The sequence below is a fragment of the Agromyces marinus genome (assembly GCF_021442325.1).
In the GTDB taxonomy this organism is placed as follows: domain Bacteria; phylum Actinomycetota; class Actinomycetes; order Actinomycetales; family Microbacteriaceae; genus Agromyces; species Agromyces marinus.
In genome coordinates this window covers 355,132-370,733 of sequence record NZ_CP087879.1, presented here as the reverse complement: position 1 = coordinate 370,733, position 15,602 = coordinate 355,132, and the positions used below count along the sequence as shown (strand labels likewise).

Below are 15,602 nucleotides of genomic sequence, written 5' to 3'. Positions count from 1 at the left end.
GCCCCTTTAGAACTTCACACGCACGGCGAACAGCATCCAGACGGTCCCGACGGTCATGAGCACTGCCGCGAGGGCGAGTGCCATCCAACCGAAGATCGTCTCGACGAACGGTGCGAGGTATGCGGGCTGGAGGATGAGCACGCCGAAGAACACAGCGATGGGCAGGGCGATGAGGATGATGGCCGACAGACGCCCCTCAGCGCTCAGCGCCTTCACCTGACGTCGGATCTGGTTTCTCTCGCGAATGGTCGCGGCAGTGCGCTGCAGTGTCTCGGCCAGGTTTCCACCCGTCGAACGGTTGATCTCGATCGCCTGTGCCGCCCAGGTGAAGTCGTCTGATCGCATTCGTGCCGCAGTGCCGTGAAGTGCTTCACCGAGATCGCGGCCGATCCTCGTCTCATTGACGATCCGGGAGAACTCCTCGGATGTGGGCGGGTCGGCGAAGCGTGCCACGGAGTCGAGCGCCTGGGTGAGCCCGTGGCCGGCACGAAGGTTGCCTGAGAGCAACTGCAGCGTGTCGTCGAGTTGGTCCGCGAATGCAGCGCGGCGGCGGCCGGTCCGAATCGTCAGGTACAGGTTTGCGAGCACCGGAGCGAAGGCGGCGAAGAGAAGTGCCCAGACGAGCGCCAACCACGACCCGAACCCGACGAGGACGCCGAGCAACGCGAGCACCGCCGCAAGGCCGAACGTCACGAGCACGACGCCGGATGGGGTGGATCGAACCCCGGCGAGCTCGAGCCGCTCCTCGTTGAACCATCCGCGATTGCGCTGGGCAATGGCCGAGTCGAGTACGGCGACCGTCTTGTCGGTAGCACGGGTGACTGCGGATACGTACTGCTCGCCCGGAGCCAGACGACGTTCGACTGCGATGCGGCGAGGCGGGGGGAAGAGCACGAGGAGGACGAGCGCGAGCAGCGCGAGCAGAACGAACGCGATACCGATCGCGAGCAGCGGACTCATCCGAGTTCTCCGAGTCCGTAGGCGACGGGCTGGTACCTGAAGATCCCGGGCGGGATCGCGATCCCGAGTTCCTCGAACCGGTCGACGAACCGAGGCCGGACGCCCGTGGGAACGGCATGGCCGCGGAACCTCCCGTCGGCATCGATCCCGGCCGCGAAATCGAAGGCGAACGCATCCTGCATGGTGATGATCTCGCCCTCCATGCCCTGGACCTCGGTGACACTGACGACGCGACGGGTCCCGTCACGGAGGCGCGAGATCTGCACGACCACGTCGATCGCGGACGCGATCTGTTCGCGGATGGCACGCAGCGGGAGGTCCATTCCGGCCATGAGCACGAGGGTCTCGAGCCTCGACAGGGCGTCGCGTGGCGAGTTCGCGTGGATCGTCGAGATCGACCCCTCGTGCCCGGTGTTCATGGCCTGGAGCATGTCCAGGCTTTCGCCTCCTCGAACCTCGCCGATGACGATGCGGTCCGGACGCATGCGGAGCGAGTTCCGGACGAGGTCGCGAATCGTGATCTCGCCGCGGCCCTCGATGTTCGCGGGGCGGGATTCGAGCCGCACGACGTGCTCCTGCTGGAGTTGCAGTTCGACTGCGTCCTCGATCGTGATGATGCGCTCGTCGTTCGGGATGAACGCGGACAGGACGTTGAGCAACGTGGTCTTGCCGGTCCCAGTTCCACCGGAAACCAGGACGTTCAGCTTCGCCCGAACTGCCGCGTCGAGCAGCGTGGCCATCTCGCGGTTGATGGTGTCGAATCCGATGAGATCCTCGACCGTGTAGGGCGTTCGGGCGAACTTGCGGATCGTGAGCGACGATCCATCGACGGCGAGCGGTGGGATGATCGCGTTGACCCGCGACCCGTCGGCGAGTCGAGCGTCGACCAGGGGCGAGGACTCGTCGATCCTCCGACCCACACGCGAGACGATCCGCTCGATCACCCGGCGAAGCTGCGGCTCACCGGTGAACCGGCTCCGCGATTCGTAGAGCCGACCGTTCCGTTCGACGAAGATCTGGTCGTGACGGTTCACCATGATCTCGGTGACGTCAGGATCGTCGAGCAGTTGTTCGAGCGGGCCGAAGCCGAGGACGTCGGCGCCGATCTCAGTGATCAGTCGGTTGCGCTCCGCAGTCGTGAGCGCGACCTGCTCGGCCTCGACGATGAACCCGAGCTCCTCACGAGCGAGCGCGTGCAGCCGGTCCTCGGTGAGTGTCGAGTCATTGAGTCTGGACCCGATCCGTCGAAACAGCTCCTGTGCGGCGCGTTCCTTGAGATCGGTCAGGGGGTCGCTCTGATGTTGCGTCGGGGTGTCGCCCGCGACGGCCGTCCAGGTGCTCGTGTGTGCAGCGTCGTCGGGCGCGACCTCGGCAGCAGGCTTGGAGACCCCGCGTTCCGCGGTGTCGGCCGACACCGCGCCGCCACCGGCTGCGTCCGGTTCGTCTGGCGCGGTCGGGGCGTTGCCCGGTGGATCCGACAGCGCCGGGGCCGCTTCGGTCTCGGTGCTGCGGTGTGCTCCGCGTGCTCGTTCGAGTCGGTCGCTCAGGCTCATTGCGCTGCCCTCGCTTTCCTGTGGATGCGCTTGCGGGTGGGGACGGCGGCCGGTTCGATCCGCTGCACGGCTGTGCGGATCGCTTTGGCGGCGGGGTCGCGGACGTCGTTGTGGATGAGCGGGACTCCGGCGTTGGATGCGAGGACCGCGCCGATCGATCGCGGCACCTCGACATCGATCGGTGCTCCGATGATGCGCGCGGCGTCCTTCGGGAGGATTCCGGTGTTCTTCTCGACGAAGTTCAGGATGACGTGGCGGTTCGATGGCACCAAGTCGAGGTCGACGAGCAGTTCGAACTCCTTGCGAAGTGCTCTGAGGCTGGGGACGGTCATGTTCGTCACGAACACGCCGTCTGTCGCCTGCTCGAGCGCGACCAGCGTGTGTTCGCCGAGTCCCGGCGTCGTGTCCACGACGACGTAGCGGAACATCGTGGCGAGTCGACGGATCAGGACGCCGAGTTCACTCGGGGGGATCTCGTCTGCCAGTTCGGGCGACGGCGGAGCCGCGACGACGAAGAAGTCGTCGTCGTGCCGCGTGAGCAGCGCCTTCATCGCGACCTCATCGTCGCCCACGCCGACGACATCAGCGAGCGAGTATTGCGGTCGGAGGTCGAGCGCATTGGCGATATCGCCGAACTGCACGTCGGCATCGACGAGGACGACGGAGTTCGGGTGCACCTCGGCGAGACCCGCCGACAGGTTGATCGCCGTCGTCGTCTTCCCCTGCCCGCCCTTCGGTGCGGCGACCACGACGACCTCGGATCGGATGCCACGCCCCATCGGCGGGATCACCCAGTCCGGCTCGGGCTCGGTTTCGGGCTCGACGCCGGGGCCGGCCGTACCCTCGGCCTCATCCTCTCCCTGCTCCGGCTCGACTCGTACTGCATCACCGACGTCTCCCGCTGATTCCTCCGCACGCACGCCGGGCGCAAGCATCGCGAAGACATCGGCGATCTCATCGCGGCGCGTCTCCGCGTCGATCTCGGCCTGGGTGCGCTCCCGCAGGCGGCCCGACGTCACGAGCCATTCATCGAGACGTTCGAGCAGGGACTCCGTCGTGCTGTCCGAAGCCTCCGGGCTCAGGACCGCGTGGATCTCCATGCCATCGACCCAGTCCTCGAGATCTGATCGCTGCTCGCGAACGACGATGAATCCGATGCCTGGGTATCGCTCTGAGAGCTCGGCGATGAGCGCCTTCGTCTCCTCGTAGCTGAGCAGCGGGCCGAGCAAGGCGATCCTCGGCCCACCGTCGACCTGGCGAAGCGCGGCATCCGGCCCGAACGTCACATACTCGCCCGGCACGACCTGGAGTCGCGCACCGAGGAGCCGACGGAGCCGGGATTCGTACTCCGCGCTGCGACTGACGAGGAGGTAGGACGTCACTGGAAGACGTTCTCTCCGCTTCGGAGGCTGGAGCCACCCGTATCGGTGCCCTCGGGTTGGAGGGTCAGCCAGAGCCCGGCGTTGCCGTCCTCCTGCTGCTCGGCGCCGTACGCGATCTTCTCGGCCTGCGGTGCGGTCACCGCGAGTGTCACCAGGAAGGCGCCGACTTCGGTGCTCTCGTCGTCGGAGCTTCCGGTCGTGAGCGTCCGCCCCGCCGTCACACGGGTGACGAGCATGCCGTTGTAGACGAACTGCGACTGAGCGGTGCCGTCGTTGGCCAGCACTGACTGGGTGTTCGTCGAGAGAACGATGCCAACGAGATCGCCCGGCGCCACGACGCCTCCGACGACACGCTCCACAGCGAGTGCCACGGTGATCTCCTGAAGCCCCTCAGGCACGACCACCTCACCCGTGGCTGCGAGATCGTCGGGTGAGGAGAACCGTGCCTCGAGCAACTGCTCGCCTGGGAGCAGCTCGGCGTTGGTGACCATGCCCTCGAGCCCGGCCAGGTCCGTGACGATGTCGGGTTGGATCGCGATGGCCGGCAGTTCGTCGATCTCGAGGAACGCGGAGACCTCCTCGCCGGGTGTCCCCTGCGGCACGGCCTCCGTGACGATGAACACGCGCTGGAACTCCGCACCCTCGGCGGCACGCCGGTCAGCCGACTGGACGTAGAGGAAGAGGGCGGCGCCACCGCCGAGTGCGAGCACGATTGCGAGGATCGCACCGATGATCCGGATCACCTGGGGGCCTTTCTGTAGGGAGACTGGCGTCGGCCTGCCACGGCAGCCTACGGGAGGGTGAGCCGGACGACGGCCGCACCGTTCTCGACGCCGTCGCCGAGTTCGAAGGCGTCGTCGACTGAGACGAACTTCATGAAATGACCCTGGACACCGCGGCAACTGCCGGTGCATCTCGGGGCTTCGGGGTCGGTGTACGAGTTGCCACCGCTTACCTTGAACCCGGTGACGAGGAATGCCGCGAACTGCTCGATGTGGAAATCGGCACCGGAGCCGGTGCCACGGAAGTCGTCGTAGATCGGGATGAAGACGGTCTTGCCGATCAGGTCGGCCATATACGTGTCGGAGCACCCCGTGCCCGACGTGCTATTGCCGGGCTTGCTCGCCACCCAGGGGTTCGCGACGTCGATCTCGATCGAGCAGTCGATCGAGGGGAGCCAGCCGAAGCCGCCGGGCGCGAAGGCACCAGGGCAGTTCCTCCGTGTGCCGGTGTTGTACTCCACGAGGATCTTGACCGGGTTCGCTACGCCATCCTGCGGGGGGTGGTCGGCGAACTCGCAGTACCCGATTGCGAGCGCGAGTGTCGATCCGCGAACTGGCTGGCCCCACTCTGCTGCACCGTCAGCGGTGACGACGGTGGAGTCGCCGATGCCGGGGATCATCGACGCGAGCGGGTGGCGAACGCCGATGTCCTCGGTGTTCGTGGTGACGGTGACCACATTGGCGGTCGTGTCGACAGCGACCGCCTGAATGCCTGCGATACCGTCGCTCGAGTCGTTCGCGCCGGCGATCGCCGACGGGTCGGCGGAGATGCAATCGGGCGCGGCCTCGTCCTTTGCGCAGGCGATCGCGACCTGAAGCGCGGCGGCGTCAGCACCGTTCTGCAGTTCGGCCTTCTCTGCGTACAGGGCGCCCACATCGACGGCGATCGCGCCGAACCCGAGCAACGGGATGAGAAGCAAGCCGAAGGTCGCGGCCGTGGCACCTCGCTCAGAGCGCATCCTCTTCATCAGCCCCCGCATGGTGTCGCCGCCTCTCCGGTCAGGTTGAACGCGGGGCCGAACGCCCCAGTGAGGAGCGTCGACTCGTATGTCACGGTGACGCTCATGATGGCACCCGCGGTGCAAGCCCCGGAGCTGAACGCCACGTTCCCCGCGCTGAGCAATGGATTGAGCGCGGGCGCGGCGGCGATGGCAGCGTTGACGGCTTCGCCCTGGTCGTTCGAAATGGCCATGACCCGGGCTGCCGATCGTGCTGCGTTCGACAGAGAGATCTGCTGGTTGTACAGCCGGCTGAATTCCATGACTCCCAGCACCAGCAGGAGCAGGACCGGGATGATCAGGGCGAATTCGACCGCTGCTGCACCTCGTTCACGCGACCGACGGCGCATCGACCCTCCTAGGGACGGCAATGCGGACCTCGGAGCCCGGAGTCCGGGATTCCGAGGTCCGCTAGGGCACGCGAGACTAGAGGTTGGACGCGACGTCGGCGAACATGCCGTTCAACGCGAGCGCCAGAGCCCCCAGGCCAACGATGATGCCGAGCGCGACGATCGCGATGATGAGGCCGTACTCGGCCGCGTTGCCGTCCTCCTCCGAGCGGAGCTGCGCGAGGCGGGCCTGAGCCTTCGTGTAGAGCTTGAGCATGAGAGTCACCCTTCGGGTCGAGCAGAAAACTGCCGCCCCCAGTCCGGGCGACGAAGAAAAACCTATCCATCCGGATGAATCAGCACCATGCCCCCGTTCGGGGTACTCGGCCTCGACGGCTCGCAGGGCTCACCCCGCCGGGGCGCCGAGCACGACGAGCGCCGCAATCGCGCCCGCGAGCATCGACGGCCCGAACGGGATCGACCCCCGCAGCGTCACCTTCCGCAGCAGCAGCGCCGCGATCGCGACCAGTCCACCCACGAGGAACGCCCCGAACAGCCCCCCGATCCACATCCACCAGCCGAACCAGCCGAGCGCCAGCCCGAGCGGCAGCGCGAACTTCACGTCGCCCATGCCCATCGCCGACGGCGAGACGAGCGCGAGCACGAAGTAGAACGCGAACATCCCGGCGCCACCGGCGAGCGCCCAGACCAGGGCGATCCAGTCCCCCGTGAGCGCCGACGCGACCACGAGCAGCACCGCGACGGCGAGCGCGGTCGGGAACACCATCGCGTTCGGCAGTCGCTTCTCGATCAGGTCGACCGCAGACAGTGCGACGCCGGCTCCGGCGAGCGCGAGCAGCGCCGGGAGGACCGGGTCCAATCCGTACCGCCAGGCCAGCAGGCCGAAGAGAGCGGATGTCGCGACCGCCGTCCACGCGCGCATCGCGCGCAGCGGCATCCGCTCTGCCCGATCGCGGCGGATGTTGCGGTCCGCCCAGGTCGCAAGCGGCCACCATCCGGCGACGGCGCCGACGATCGCGGCCCCGACCGTGAGGGCGAGCAGGGGCACGGGCATGAGGGGAAGCGTAGCGGCCCGGCCACCGGTCGGGGCGCTCGATCCCACGGCCTCGCCGCGCCGGCGAGCGCGCCGGCGGGCGGCATCATCCCCCGGACGGGGGCTGCCCGCCGCGCCCGGCACGGTCTAGATTGCGGCCGTCGACGTGCGCCCGCAGCCGCAGAAGGGGATGCCGCCATGCGCAACCGCTCCCGAACCGCCCTGGTCCTGACTGCCATCGCCACGATCGCCGCCCTCTGCCTCGCCGCGCCGGCGCACGCCGCACCCGGCAAGGGCAACGCACCCGCGGCATCCGCCACCGCTGGCGCACCCGACGGCGACACGGTCACCATCGAGTACGGCATCAACCGCGGACCCCACCAGATCGCCACCCAGCACTGCGCACTCGACCAGGTCGCGATCCCGTGCGACAGCGAAGCGGATGCCGCCGCCAAGAAGTCCGCAACCTACTCCCTCGACCTCGCAGGCCTCGCCGACGGCGAACACGAGTTCACCGTCGCGTTCACGCTCACCGACGGCGGCACCGCCTCGGCATCCGCCCCATTCGTCATCGACGCGATGACACCACTCGAAGCCGCGTGCGCGTCACTCACCGGGACGCTGACCTTTCCCGACGACCCCCACACGGTGTGGGAGTGCACAGCAGACCCGTACACGGGAACCTTCACAGACCTGATCGATCTGCTGAACCACGCCGGAGAAGTGCTCGTGCCGTTCTGCGGGGAGCTCTTCGTCGGCGAGGGCTCCGACGAAGGGAACGTCATCCTCGAGGCGACCTGGTACTGCCTGGTGGGATAGGCCCCGCGCCCGAACCGCCCTGATCCTCGCGGCCATCACCACGATCGCCGCCGCTGCGCTCCGCGACCCGCCTGCGAGACGATGCGCCGACGGCGAGGGCCCGCTACTCCAGCGAGCGCCTGAGCGTGCGCTCGAACTCCGGAAGGTCGTGCTCGACGGTGTCCAGGATGATCGTCAGGTCGACGTATGCGTACCCGTGGGCGATGCGGTTTCGCGTTGCCCAGATGACCTTCCAGTCGGAACCGAGCGCTCCCTCGCGGAAGGTTGCGCTCGTTTGGGACACTGCCTCGATCGCCGCAGCGAGGCGCGGGCCGACGGCGTCGGCGATCGTTTCGTCAGCGAGGTCTCCACGACCCAGGTGACGTCGCAGCGCCGCGATGTGCGCCAAGGCATCGCTGACCAGTTCAGCATCGGATCGGGTCACAGCGGCACCGCCTCGGCCAGCACACGCTCGGCGAGGTGCTCACGGAGCGCCCGGGCCGGGACGACATCGACCTCGGCTCCGAGGACCTCGGCGAGCTCGGCCTCGAGGCGGGCGAGTGAGAAGAGCCCGGTTCCCGGAGCAAGGTCGACCAGCAGGTCGATGTCGGAGTCGGGGCGGTCGGTGCCGTTCGCCACGCTTCCGAACACCCGAAGGTTGCGGGCGCCACGAGCGGCCGCCATCTCGATCACCTTCCGGCGGCGCTTGACGAGTTCGCGCCCACGAGCCGAGCTCCCGTGGAAGCGCAACAGGCGTGACACCTCGGGTTGACTGCGGCCGACCGCCGCGGCGATCTCACGCTGGGAGAGACCGGCCCTCGCCCCTGCGCGGACCGCGCCCAGGAGCATCGCACGCGAACGCTCGTGGAGGTCGTCGGCGGCGCGCGCGTCGGCGCCGATCTGCTCGACGATGTTCGCCCGTGAAGCCTGCATATAGCAAATGCTATCAGCTTTCGTGGGTTGGCCCGTGGGATCTCGAGACGCTTCGCTCCTCGACCCGCGGATGCGAAGGGGAGGGTATCCCCCGATTGGGGGCTGCCCGCAACGCCCGACACGGTCTAGGTTGCGGCCGTCGGCGCGCGTGCGCCGCAGGAAGGGATGCCGCCATGCGCACCACGACCCGAGCCGGCCTCGCTCTCGCAGCCGTCGCCGCCCTCGCCCTCGTCGGTCTCGCCGCGCCCGCGCACGCCGCACCGGGCAAGAGCAGCGCGCCCGCAGCATCCGCCACCGCCGGAACACCCGACGCAGCCACGATCACGATCGACTACGCGATCAACCGCGGCGCCCAGGCGATCGCGAGCCAGGCGTGCGACATCGATGGTGAGCCGGTCGCCTGCGACGACGCCGCCGACACGACCACGAAGAAGGCCGCGACCTACTCCGTCGACCTCGAGAACCTGACCGACGGCGAACACGAGTTCACGGTCGCGTTCACGCTCACCGACGGCGGCACCGCCGCGGCATCCGCCCCATTCGTCATCGACGCGATGACACCACTCGAAGCCGCCTGCGCATCACTGACCGGCACCCTCACGATCCCCGCCCACGACGACGGCGCCTACTGGAAGTGCGTCGCCGACCCCTACACCGGGCCGCAGACCGACATGGGCGCCGTGCTCGGCCAGGGTTTCACCGAATTCGGACCGTACTGCCCGAGCGGTGACTTCTCGGGGTCGTTCGCGTCGTGGGGGCCGGTGCTCCGCGCCATCTGGTACTGCGTGATGATCTGACGGATCAGACCTCGCCGCGCGAGATCGCCACCATCTCGTCTCGCGGCACGACCTTGATGCGCTTGCGCTCCTCGGCGGCGCCGAGCGCCTGCTCGTGCTCGTCGAGGCGGTGCCATCCGTCGAGATCGGTCCAGCGGATGCCTCGGCCCTCGAGCATCTCGATGACCGACTCCTCCGACGGCGACTCGGGCCGCCACCAGTTGCCGAGGTCGTTGATGAGGTGCTTGATGGTCTCCATCGCGTCGGACTTGGTGTGGCCGATGAGCCCGACGGGGCCGCGCTTGATCCAGCCGGTCGCGTAGACGCCGTACATCTGGCGCGACTGTCCGGTCTCCTTGTCGCGCATGAGGACCTGGCCCTCGTGGTTCGGGATGACGCCGAACTTCTTGTCGAACGGGATGCCCTTGAGCGGGGACCCGTGATACCCGACCGCACGGTAGATCGCCTGCATCGGGATCTCCCGGATCTCGCCGGTGCCGACGACCCCGCCCTCGCCGTCGGGTGCGGTCCGCTCGTACCGCAGCGCGGCGACCCTGCCGTCGCCGTCCGAGACGACCTCGAGCGGCTTGGCGAAGAAGTGCAGGTGCAGGCGACGCGACGCCTGTCCGGTTTCGCGCTGCCGCCACTGCTGCAGCACCTTGTCGATGACGAAGACCTGCTTGTTGCCCGCCACCGCGGCGCGCGCTGCGTCGTCGTAGTCGAAGTCCTCGTCGTGGATGATCATGTCGACGTCGCGCAGTTCGCCGAGCTCGCGCAGCTCGAGGGGCGTGAACTTGACGGATGTCGGGCCGCGACGCCCGAAGACGTGCACGTCGGTCACGGGCGATGCCGCCAGTGCTGCGTGCACGTTGGCGGGGATCTCGGTCGGCAGCAGGTCCTCGGCGTGCTTGGCGAGCATGCGGGCCACGTCGAGCGCGACGTTGCCGTTGCCGATGACGCCGACCGACTGCGCCTCGAGCGGCCACTCGCGCGGGTAGTCGGGGTGCCCGTCGTACCAGCTGACGAAGTCGGCCGCGCCGTACGAGCCCTCGAGGTCGATGCCGGGGATGTTCAGCGACGCGTCGCGCACGGCGCCCGTCGCGAAGATGACGGCGTTGTAGTGCTTCTTGAGGTCTTCGAGCGTGATGTCCTCGCCGAACCGGACGTTGCCGAAGATGCGGATGTCGCCGCGGTCGAGCACCTCGCGCAGCGCGGTGATGATGCCCTTGATGCGCGGGTGGTCGGGCGCGACGCCGTAGCGGACCAGCCCGTACGGGGCGGGCAGGTGGTCGAACAGGTCGATCGAGACGTCGAAGTTGCGTTCGGCCTTGAGCAGGATGTCGGCGGCGTAGATGCCGGCGGGGCCGGCGCCCACGATCGCGAGGCGCAGCTTGTTGCGAGTCACTAGCTTGATCTCTCCACGATGGTGTCGGCGAAGCGCGTGAGCGCCTTCTTCACGCTGCCCTCGGGCAGCGGGGCGAGTGCCGCGACGGCCTCCCGCGCCCAGCGGTGGGCCTCAGCGAGCGTAGCGCGCGTGGCCTCGTGCTCGCGCAACTCGTCGACGAGCGCGTCGACGGTGGCCCGCGACGGCACGACGCGCGCGGCGAGCGTGTTCGTGTCGAACGGGTCGCCCGCGGCGGCGGGATCGGCCGGCAGCACGTCGCGGCTGATGCGTTCGAGCAGGGTCGCGGACGCGGCATCCGTCGCCGCTATCTCGCGGAGCCGCAGCAGCGGCAGGGTCACGACGCCCGCCCGCAGGTCGGTGCCGGGCACCTTGCCGGTCTCCTCGGGCTGGGGCGACAGGTCGATGACGTCGTCGATGAGCTGGAACGCGACGCCGATCCGCTCGCCGAACTCGATGATCGGCGCCTCGAGCGCGGGGTCGGCGTTGCCGAACACGATTCCCGACTGCGCGGCCGCCGCGATGAGCGACCCGGTCTTGTCGGCGAGCACCTGGATGTAGTGCTCGATCGGGTCCTCGTCGGGGTCGGGCCCGACGGTCTCGTTGAGCTGGCCCAGCACGAGCCGCTCGAACGTGTCGGCCTGCATGCGGATGGCGCGCTCCCCGAGCCCCGCCATGAGCTGGCTCGCGCGCGCGAACAGCAGGTCGCCCGTGAGGATCGCGACCGAGTTGCCCCACACCGTCTGGGCGCTCGGCACGCCGCGGCGGCGCTCCGACTCGTCCATGACGTCGTCGTGGTACAGCGAGCCCAGGTGGGTGATCTCGACCGCCATGGCCGCGCTGACCACGTCGTCGACGACCCCGTCGCCGAGCTGCGCGGTGAGCAGCGTGAGCATGGGCCGCACGCGCTTGCCGCCGGCTTCGAGCAGGTAGCGGCTGGCGACATCCGCGATCGGGTCGGCGAAGCGCACCTGGTCGACGAGTCCGGTCTCGATGCGTTCGAGGCCGTCGTCGATGGCCCGGGCCATGGCCCGGTCGGCCGACGACGCGAAGACCCGCTCGCTCAGGCCGAGGTTGGCCGCGAGCGAGGAGGCCCGACGGACCGGAAGGCTCGGATTCACGACGACCAGCCTACCGAGGGCGAATCCGAACGGATGCCGCATGCTCCTCGCATCCGCTTCGCGAAGCCTCTTGACGCTGTGTGAACGAGTGTTTACTGTGGTGAACATGCGTTCACCGGGATCACGCGACACGTCGGATCTCACGACGCGGGCCCGCGTGCGAGACGCCGCGATCGCGCGATTCGCACGCGACGGGTTCGAGACGGGCCTGCGCACGATCGCCAAGGACGCGGGTGTCAGCGCCGCCGCGATCGTGAAGCTCTTCGGATCGAAGGACGGCCTCCGGGAAGCCTGCGACGACCACGTGTTCCGCGTCATCCGCGAGAGCAAGGCCGAGGTCCTCGCCGAGCAGTCCGCACCCGGTGCGTTCATCGGCCAACTCGCCCGCATCGAGGCGTATCGCCCGATGATCGCCTACACGCTGCGCAGCATCCAGGCCGGCGGAACCCACGCGCGCGACTTCATCGAGCACATGGTCGCCGACGCCGTCGAGTACGTCGAAGCCGGCGTCGAAGCCGGCACCATCGTGCCCAGCCGCGACGAAGACGCCCGCGTGCGATTCCTCATCGGCGCCACGCTCGGTGCGCTGCTGCTCGACCTCTCCATGACCACCGATCCCGACGCACTCGCGACGAGCGAGTTCTGGGAACGCGCGCTCGGGCGCCTCACGCTGCCCGCGCTCGAGATCTACACCGAGGGCTTCCTCATGGATCGCACGCTCCTCGAGACCTATCTCCTCTACATCCCCGATCCGCCGGGGTCGTCCGCAGGCGCGCGCGCCTGACATCCGCTCACCCTGCACCACCCCTGCTCGCACCCACCTCCAGCGACGAAACGGACCTCTCATGACCACCACGAACCCCGGCGGAGCCGCACCCGCCATCCGCACCACCGAGCTCCGGAAGCGATTCGGATCCGTCGCCGCGCTCGACGGCCTCGACCTCACCGTCGAGCGCGGCGAGGTGCACGGCTTCCTCGGCCCGAACGGCGCCGGCAAGTCGACCACCATCCGCATCCTGCTCGGGCTGCTCCGCTCCGACGGGGGAACGGCCGAACTGCTCGGCGGCGACCCCTGGGCCGACGCCGTCGACCTGCACCGCCGCCTTGCCTACGTGCCCGGCGACGTCGAACTGTGGCCGAACCTCACCGGCGGGCAGGCGATCGACCTCCTCGGGCGCCTCCGCGGCGGCTTCGACCGCGCCCGGCGCGACGAACTGTGCGACCGGTTCGACCTCGACCCCCGCAAGAAGGGCCGCACCTACTCGAAGGGCAACCGCCAGAAGGTCGCCCTCATCGCCGCACTCGCGAGCGACGTCGAACTCCTGCTGCTCGACGAGCCCACCTCGGGGCTCGACCCGCTCATGGAATCCGTGTTCCAGTCGTGCATCCGCGAGGCGACGGCCGCGGGCCGCACCGTGCTGCTCTCGAGCCACATCCTCGCTCAGGTCGAGGTCCTCGCCGACCGCGTCTCGATCATCCGGCAGGGCCGCATCGTCGAGACCGGCAGCCTGCGCGATCTCCGGCACCTGACCCGCACCGCCGTGTCGGTCATCCTCGACCGCCCGGCCGACCCGATCGCGGCACTGCCCGGCGTGCACGACCTCCGCAGCGAAGGCGCCCAGGTGCACTTCGAGGTCGACGGCGAGGCCATGCCCGCCGTGGTGCGCGAACTCGCCGTCCTCGGCGTGAACGGCCTCACCGCGACGCCGCCCACCCTCGAGCAGCTGCTGCTGCGCCACTACGGCGACGACCTCGCGACCGACGGCGCCGAAGGCGCCCGCAGCGAGGTGGCCTGATGACCACGACGATCGCGCCGGCGCCGCAGTCGAGCGCTCCGGCGGCATCCGCTCGCACCGGCCGGGGGCCGCTCGTCGGCACCCTCCGGCTGCTCCGGTTCATGCTGCGCCGCGACCGGATCCGGTTCTTCGGCTGGACGCTCGGGCTGACCATGCTGCTCGCCTACTTCGCGAACGTGCTGCAGCTCGTGTTCCCGACGGCCGCCGACCTCGCGTCCTTCAGCGCCCTCTCGGCGAACCCCGCCGCCGCGCTGCTCATGGGCCCCGGATTCGGCGACGCCGAACCGAGCCTCGAGCTGTTCCTCGCGGGCACCTACGGCCTCTACCTCATCATCGGTGCCGCGCTCATGAGCCTGCTCACCGTCGTGCGTCACACCCGGCTCGAGGAGCAGTCGGGGCGCGCCGAGCTCGTCAGGGCCGCCCCCATCGGGCGTCACGCACCCCTGACCGCGGCCATCGGCATCAGCGTGCTCATGAACCTGACCGTCGCGGTGCTCATGGGGGCGCTGCTCACCGCCCTCGAGTTCGATGCGGCGGGTTCGTTCGTGTTCGGCGCGAGCGTGGGCGCCGCCGGGCTGGCGTTCACCGGCATCGCCGCGGCGACCGCCCAGCTCACCGCGTTCTCGCGCACCGCCGCGGGCCTGGCCGGCGCCGTGCTCGGCGCGAGCTTCCTCGTGCGCGGGCTCGGCGACATGTCGGCCGCGCAGGGGGGCGACCTCGACTGGCTGTCGTGGCTCTCCCCCATCGGGTGGTCGCAGAAGGCGGCCCCGTTCGCCGACGACGCCTGGGCGCCGCTGGCGGTGTCGATCGGATGCCTCGTGGTGTTCGCCGTCGTCGGCTACGCCCTGTCGACGCGACGCGACCTCGGTGCGGGACTCATGCCCGCCCGCCGCGGCGCCGCCCGCGCATCGGCCGCGCTCTCGAGCCCGTTCGCGCTCGCGCTGCGGCTCCAGCGCGGCAGCATCATCGGGTGGAGCGCGTCACTGCTCATCGGCGGGGTCGTCTACGGCGCGTTCACCGACGCGATGCTCGAGGGCTTCGCCGACGCGCCGCCCGAACTGCTCGTGCTGTTCGGCGGCGAGGAGGACCTGCTCACCGGCTACCTCGGCATGATGGGCCTGCTGTTCGCGCTCGCGTCGACCATCTACGTGCTCCTCGCGATCCAGTCGCTGCGGTCGGAGGAGACCGACGGACGCTCCGAGGCGGTGCTCGCGACCGCCGTCGGCCGCCCCGCCTGGATCGGGTCGTGGGTCGCCGCAACCGCCCTCGGCACGGTGCTGCTGCTCACCGCGGCCGGCGTCGGCACGGCGACCGGCGCGGTCGCGAGCACGGGCGACGGCGACCTGTTCGGCGAGGTGCTCCTCGGTCACGTCGTGCACGCACCGGCCGTGTGGGCGGTGCTCGGCTTCGCCGCGCTGCTCTACGCGGCGGTCCCGCGCCTGCTCGGGCTCGCGTGGGTCGTGTTCGGCTACGCGTTCCTGCTCGGGTTCTTCGCACCGCTGCTCGACGCCCCCGACTGGGCGATCTCGCTGTCGCCGTTCGAGCACATCGGCGAGGCGCCCGCCGACGAGATCTCCGGCGTCGCGATGCTCGCGCTCACGGGCATCGCGGCGGCACTCGTCGCGGCGGCACTCGCGGCGTTCCGGAGGCGCGACCTGACGAGCGACTGAACCGCGCGGCGCGCGGCGTCGGCTCTCGGCTCGCGGCGCGCGGCAAGC

17 protein-coding genes are annotated in these 15,602 nt (G+C 69.4%); 5 read left to right on the top strand and 12 right to left on the bottom strand.

Features of this window, described 5'->3' with window-relative positions; all coding sequences use genetic code 11:
* Positions 1 to 6: 6 nt before the first annotated feature.
* From DSM26151_RS01810 to DSM26151_RS01775, 8 genes are all read right to left on the bottom strand, one after another.
* On the bottom strand, positions 7 to 960 hold the full coding sequence (locus tag DSM26151_RS01810) for a type II secretion system F family protein (RefSeq protein ID WP_234660723.1): 954 nt from the start codon (positions 958 to 960) through the stop codon (positions 7 to 9).
* Positions 957 to 2,513 (bottom strand): CpaF family protein, encoded by a 1,557-nt coding sequence (locus tag DSM26151_RS01805; RefSeq protein ID WP_234660722.1) that lies wholly within the window; start codon positions 2,511 to 2,513, stop codon positions 957 to 959. The genes DSM26151_RS01810 and DSM26151_RS01805 overlap by 4 nt, the downstream gene beginning before the upstream one ends.
* Positions 2,510 to 3,895: an AAA family ATPase gene (locus DSM26151_RS01800; protein ID WP_234660721.1), complete on the bottom strand. Its 1,386-nt coding sequence runs from the start codon at positions 3,893 to 3,895 to the stop codon at positions 2,510 to 2,512. Before DSM26151_RS01800 ends, DSM26151_RS01805 begins: the two co-directional genes overlap by 4 nt.
* The gene (cpaB, locus tag DSM26151_RS01795) at positions 3,892 to 4,638 is read right to left on the bottom strand and encodes a Flp pilus assembly protein CpaB (protein WP_234660720.1); all 747 of its coding nucleotides are present in this window, start codon (positions 4,636 to 4,638) and stop codon (positions 3,892 to 3,894) included. The genes DSM26151_RS01800 and cpaB overlap by 4 nt, the downstream gene beginning before the upstream one ends.
* Before the next feature lie 47 nt (positions 4,639 to 4,685).
* The gene (locus DSM26151_RS01790) at positions 4,686 to 5,762 is read right to left on the bottom strand and encodes a TadE/TadG family type IV pilus assembly protein (RefSeq protein WP_234660719.1); all 1,077 of its coding nucleotides are present in this window, start codon (positions 5,760 to 5,762) and stop codon (positions 4,686 to 4,688) included.
* Positions 5,645 to 6,025, bottom strand: a complete 381-nt coding sequence (locus DSM26151_RS01785; RefSeq protein WP_234660718.1) for a TadE/TadG family type IV pilus assembly protein — start codon at positions 6,023 to 6,025, stop codon at positions 5,645 to 5,647. Before DSM26151_RS01785 ends, DSM26151_RS01790 begins: the two co-directional genes overlap by 118 nt.
* A 76-nt stretch (positions 6,026 to 6,101) precedes the next feature.
* Complete coding sequence (locus DSM26151_RS01780) at positions 6,102 to 6,281, bottom strand: Flp family type IVb pilin (RefSeq protein WP_234660717.1); 180 nt, start codon at positions 6,279 to 6,281, stop codon at positions 6,102 to 6,104.
* Positions 6,282 to 6,410: 129 nt separating this feature from the next.
* The gene (locus DSM26151_RS01775; protein ID WP_234660716.1) at positions 6,411 to 7,079 is read right to left on the bottom strand and encodes a prepilin peptidase; all 669 of its coding nucleotides are present in this window, start codon (positions 7,077 to 7,079) and stop codon (positions 6,411 to 6,413) included.
* A 177-nt stretch (positions 7,080 to 7,256) separates the two neighbouring features.
* Between DSM26151_RS01775 and DSM26151_RS01770 the strand changes: the two genes are divergently transcribed.
* Positions 7,257 to 7,877 carry a hypothetical protein gene (locus DSM26151_RS01770; RefSeq protein WP_234660715.1) on the top strand — a complete coding sequence of 207 codons (621 nt, stop codon included), beginning with the start codon at positions 7,257 to 7,259 and terminating at the stop codon, positions 7,875 to 7,877.
* A 103-nt stretch (positions 7,878 to 7,980) separates the two neighbouring features.
* On the opposite strand, the gene DSM26151_RS01765 is transcribed toward DSM26151_RS01770, so the two are convergent.
* On the bottom strand, positions 7,981 to 8,301 hold the full coding sequence (locus tag DSM26151_RS01765) for a HepT-like ribonuclease domain-containing protein (RefSeq protein WP_234660714.1): 321 nt from the start codon (positions 8,299 to 8,301) through the stop codon (positions 7,981 to 7,983).
* On the bottom strand, positions 8,298 to 8,789 hold the full coding sequence (locus DSM26151_RS01760) for a nucleotidyltransferase family protein (RefSeq protein ID WP_234660713.1): 492 nt from the start codon (positions 8,787 to 8,789) through the stop codon (positions 8,298 to 8,300). The genes DSM26151_RS01765 and DSM26151_RS01760 overlap by 4 nt, the downstream gene beginning before the upstream one ends.
* A gap of 173 nt (positions 8,790 to 8,962) precedes the next feature.
* Here DSM26151_RS01760 and DSM26151_RS01755 point away from each other — a divergent pair, with 173 nt between their 5' ends.
* Complete coding sequence (locus DSM26151_RS01755; protein ID WP_234660712.1) at positions 8,963 to 9,586, top strand: hypothetical protein; 624 nt, start codon at positions 8,963 to 8,965, stop codon at positions 9,584 to 9,586.
* Positions 9,587 to 9,590: 4 nt separating this feature from the next.
* On the opposite strand, the gene DSM26151_RS01750 is transcribed toward DSM26151_RS01755, so the two are convergent.
* Both DSM26151_RS01750 and DSM26151_RS01745 read right to left on the bottom strand, forming a co-directional pair.
* Positions 9,591 to 10,970, bottom strand: a complete 1,380-nt coding sequence (locus DSM26151_RS01750; RefSeq protein ID WP_234660711.1) for an FAD-dependent oxidoreductase — start codon at positions 10,968 to 10,970, stop codon at positions 9,591 to 9,593.
* Complete coding sequence (locus DSM26151_RS01745; RefSeq protein WP_234660710.1) at positions 10,970 to 12,088, bottom strand: polyprenyl synthetase family protein; 1,119 nt, start codon at positions 12,086 to 12,088, stop codon at positions 10,970 to 10,972. The genes DSM26151_RS01750 and DSM26151_RS01745 overlap by 1 nt, the downstream gene beginning before the upstream one ends.
* Before the next feature lie 106 nt (positions 12,089 to 12,194).
* Between DSM26151_RS01745 and DSM26151_RS01740 the strand changes: the two genes are divergently transcribed.
* The 3 genes from DSM26151_RS01740 to DSM26151_RS01730 all read left to right on the top strand — a co-directional run bounded on the left by DSM26151_RS01740 (position 12,195) and on the right by DSM26151_RS01730 (position 15,554).
* Positions 12,195 to 12,872 (top strand): TetR/AcrR family transcriptional regulator, encoded by a 678-nt coding sequence (locus DSM26151_RS01740; protein WP_234660709.1) that lies wholly within the window; start codon positions 12,195 to 12,197, stop codon positions 12,870 to 12,872.
* A 61-nt stretch (positions 12,873 to 12,933) separates the two neighbouring features.
* Complete coding sequence (locus DSM26151_RS01735) at positions 12,934 to 13,884, top strand: ABC transporter ATP-binding protein (protein ID WP_234660708.1); 951 nt, start codon at positions 12,934 to 12,936, stop codon at positions 13,882 to 13,884.
* On the top strand, positions 13,884 to 15,554 hold the full coding sequence (locus DSM26151_RS01730) for an ABC transporter permease (protein WP_234660707.1): 1,671 nt from the start codon (positions 13,884 to 13,886) through the stop codon (positions 15,552 to 15,554). Before DSM26151_RS01735 ends, DSM26151_RS01730 begins: the two co-directional genes overlap by 1 nt.
* Positions 15,555 to 15,602: the final 48 nt, after the last annotated feature.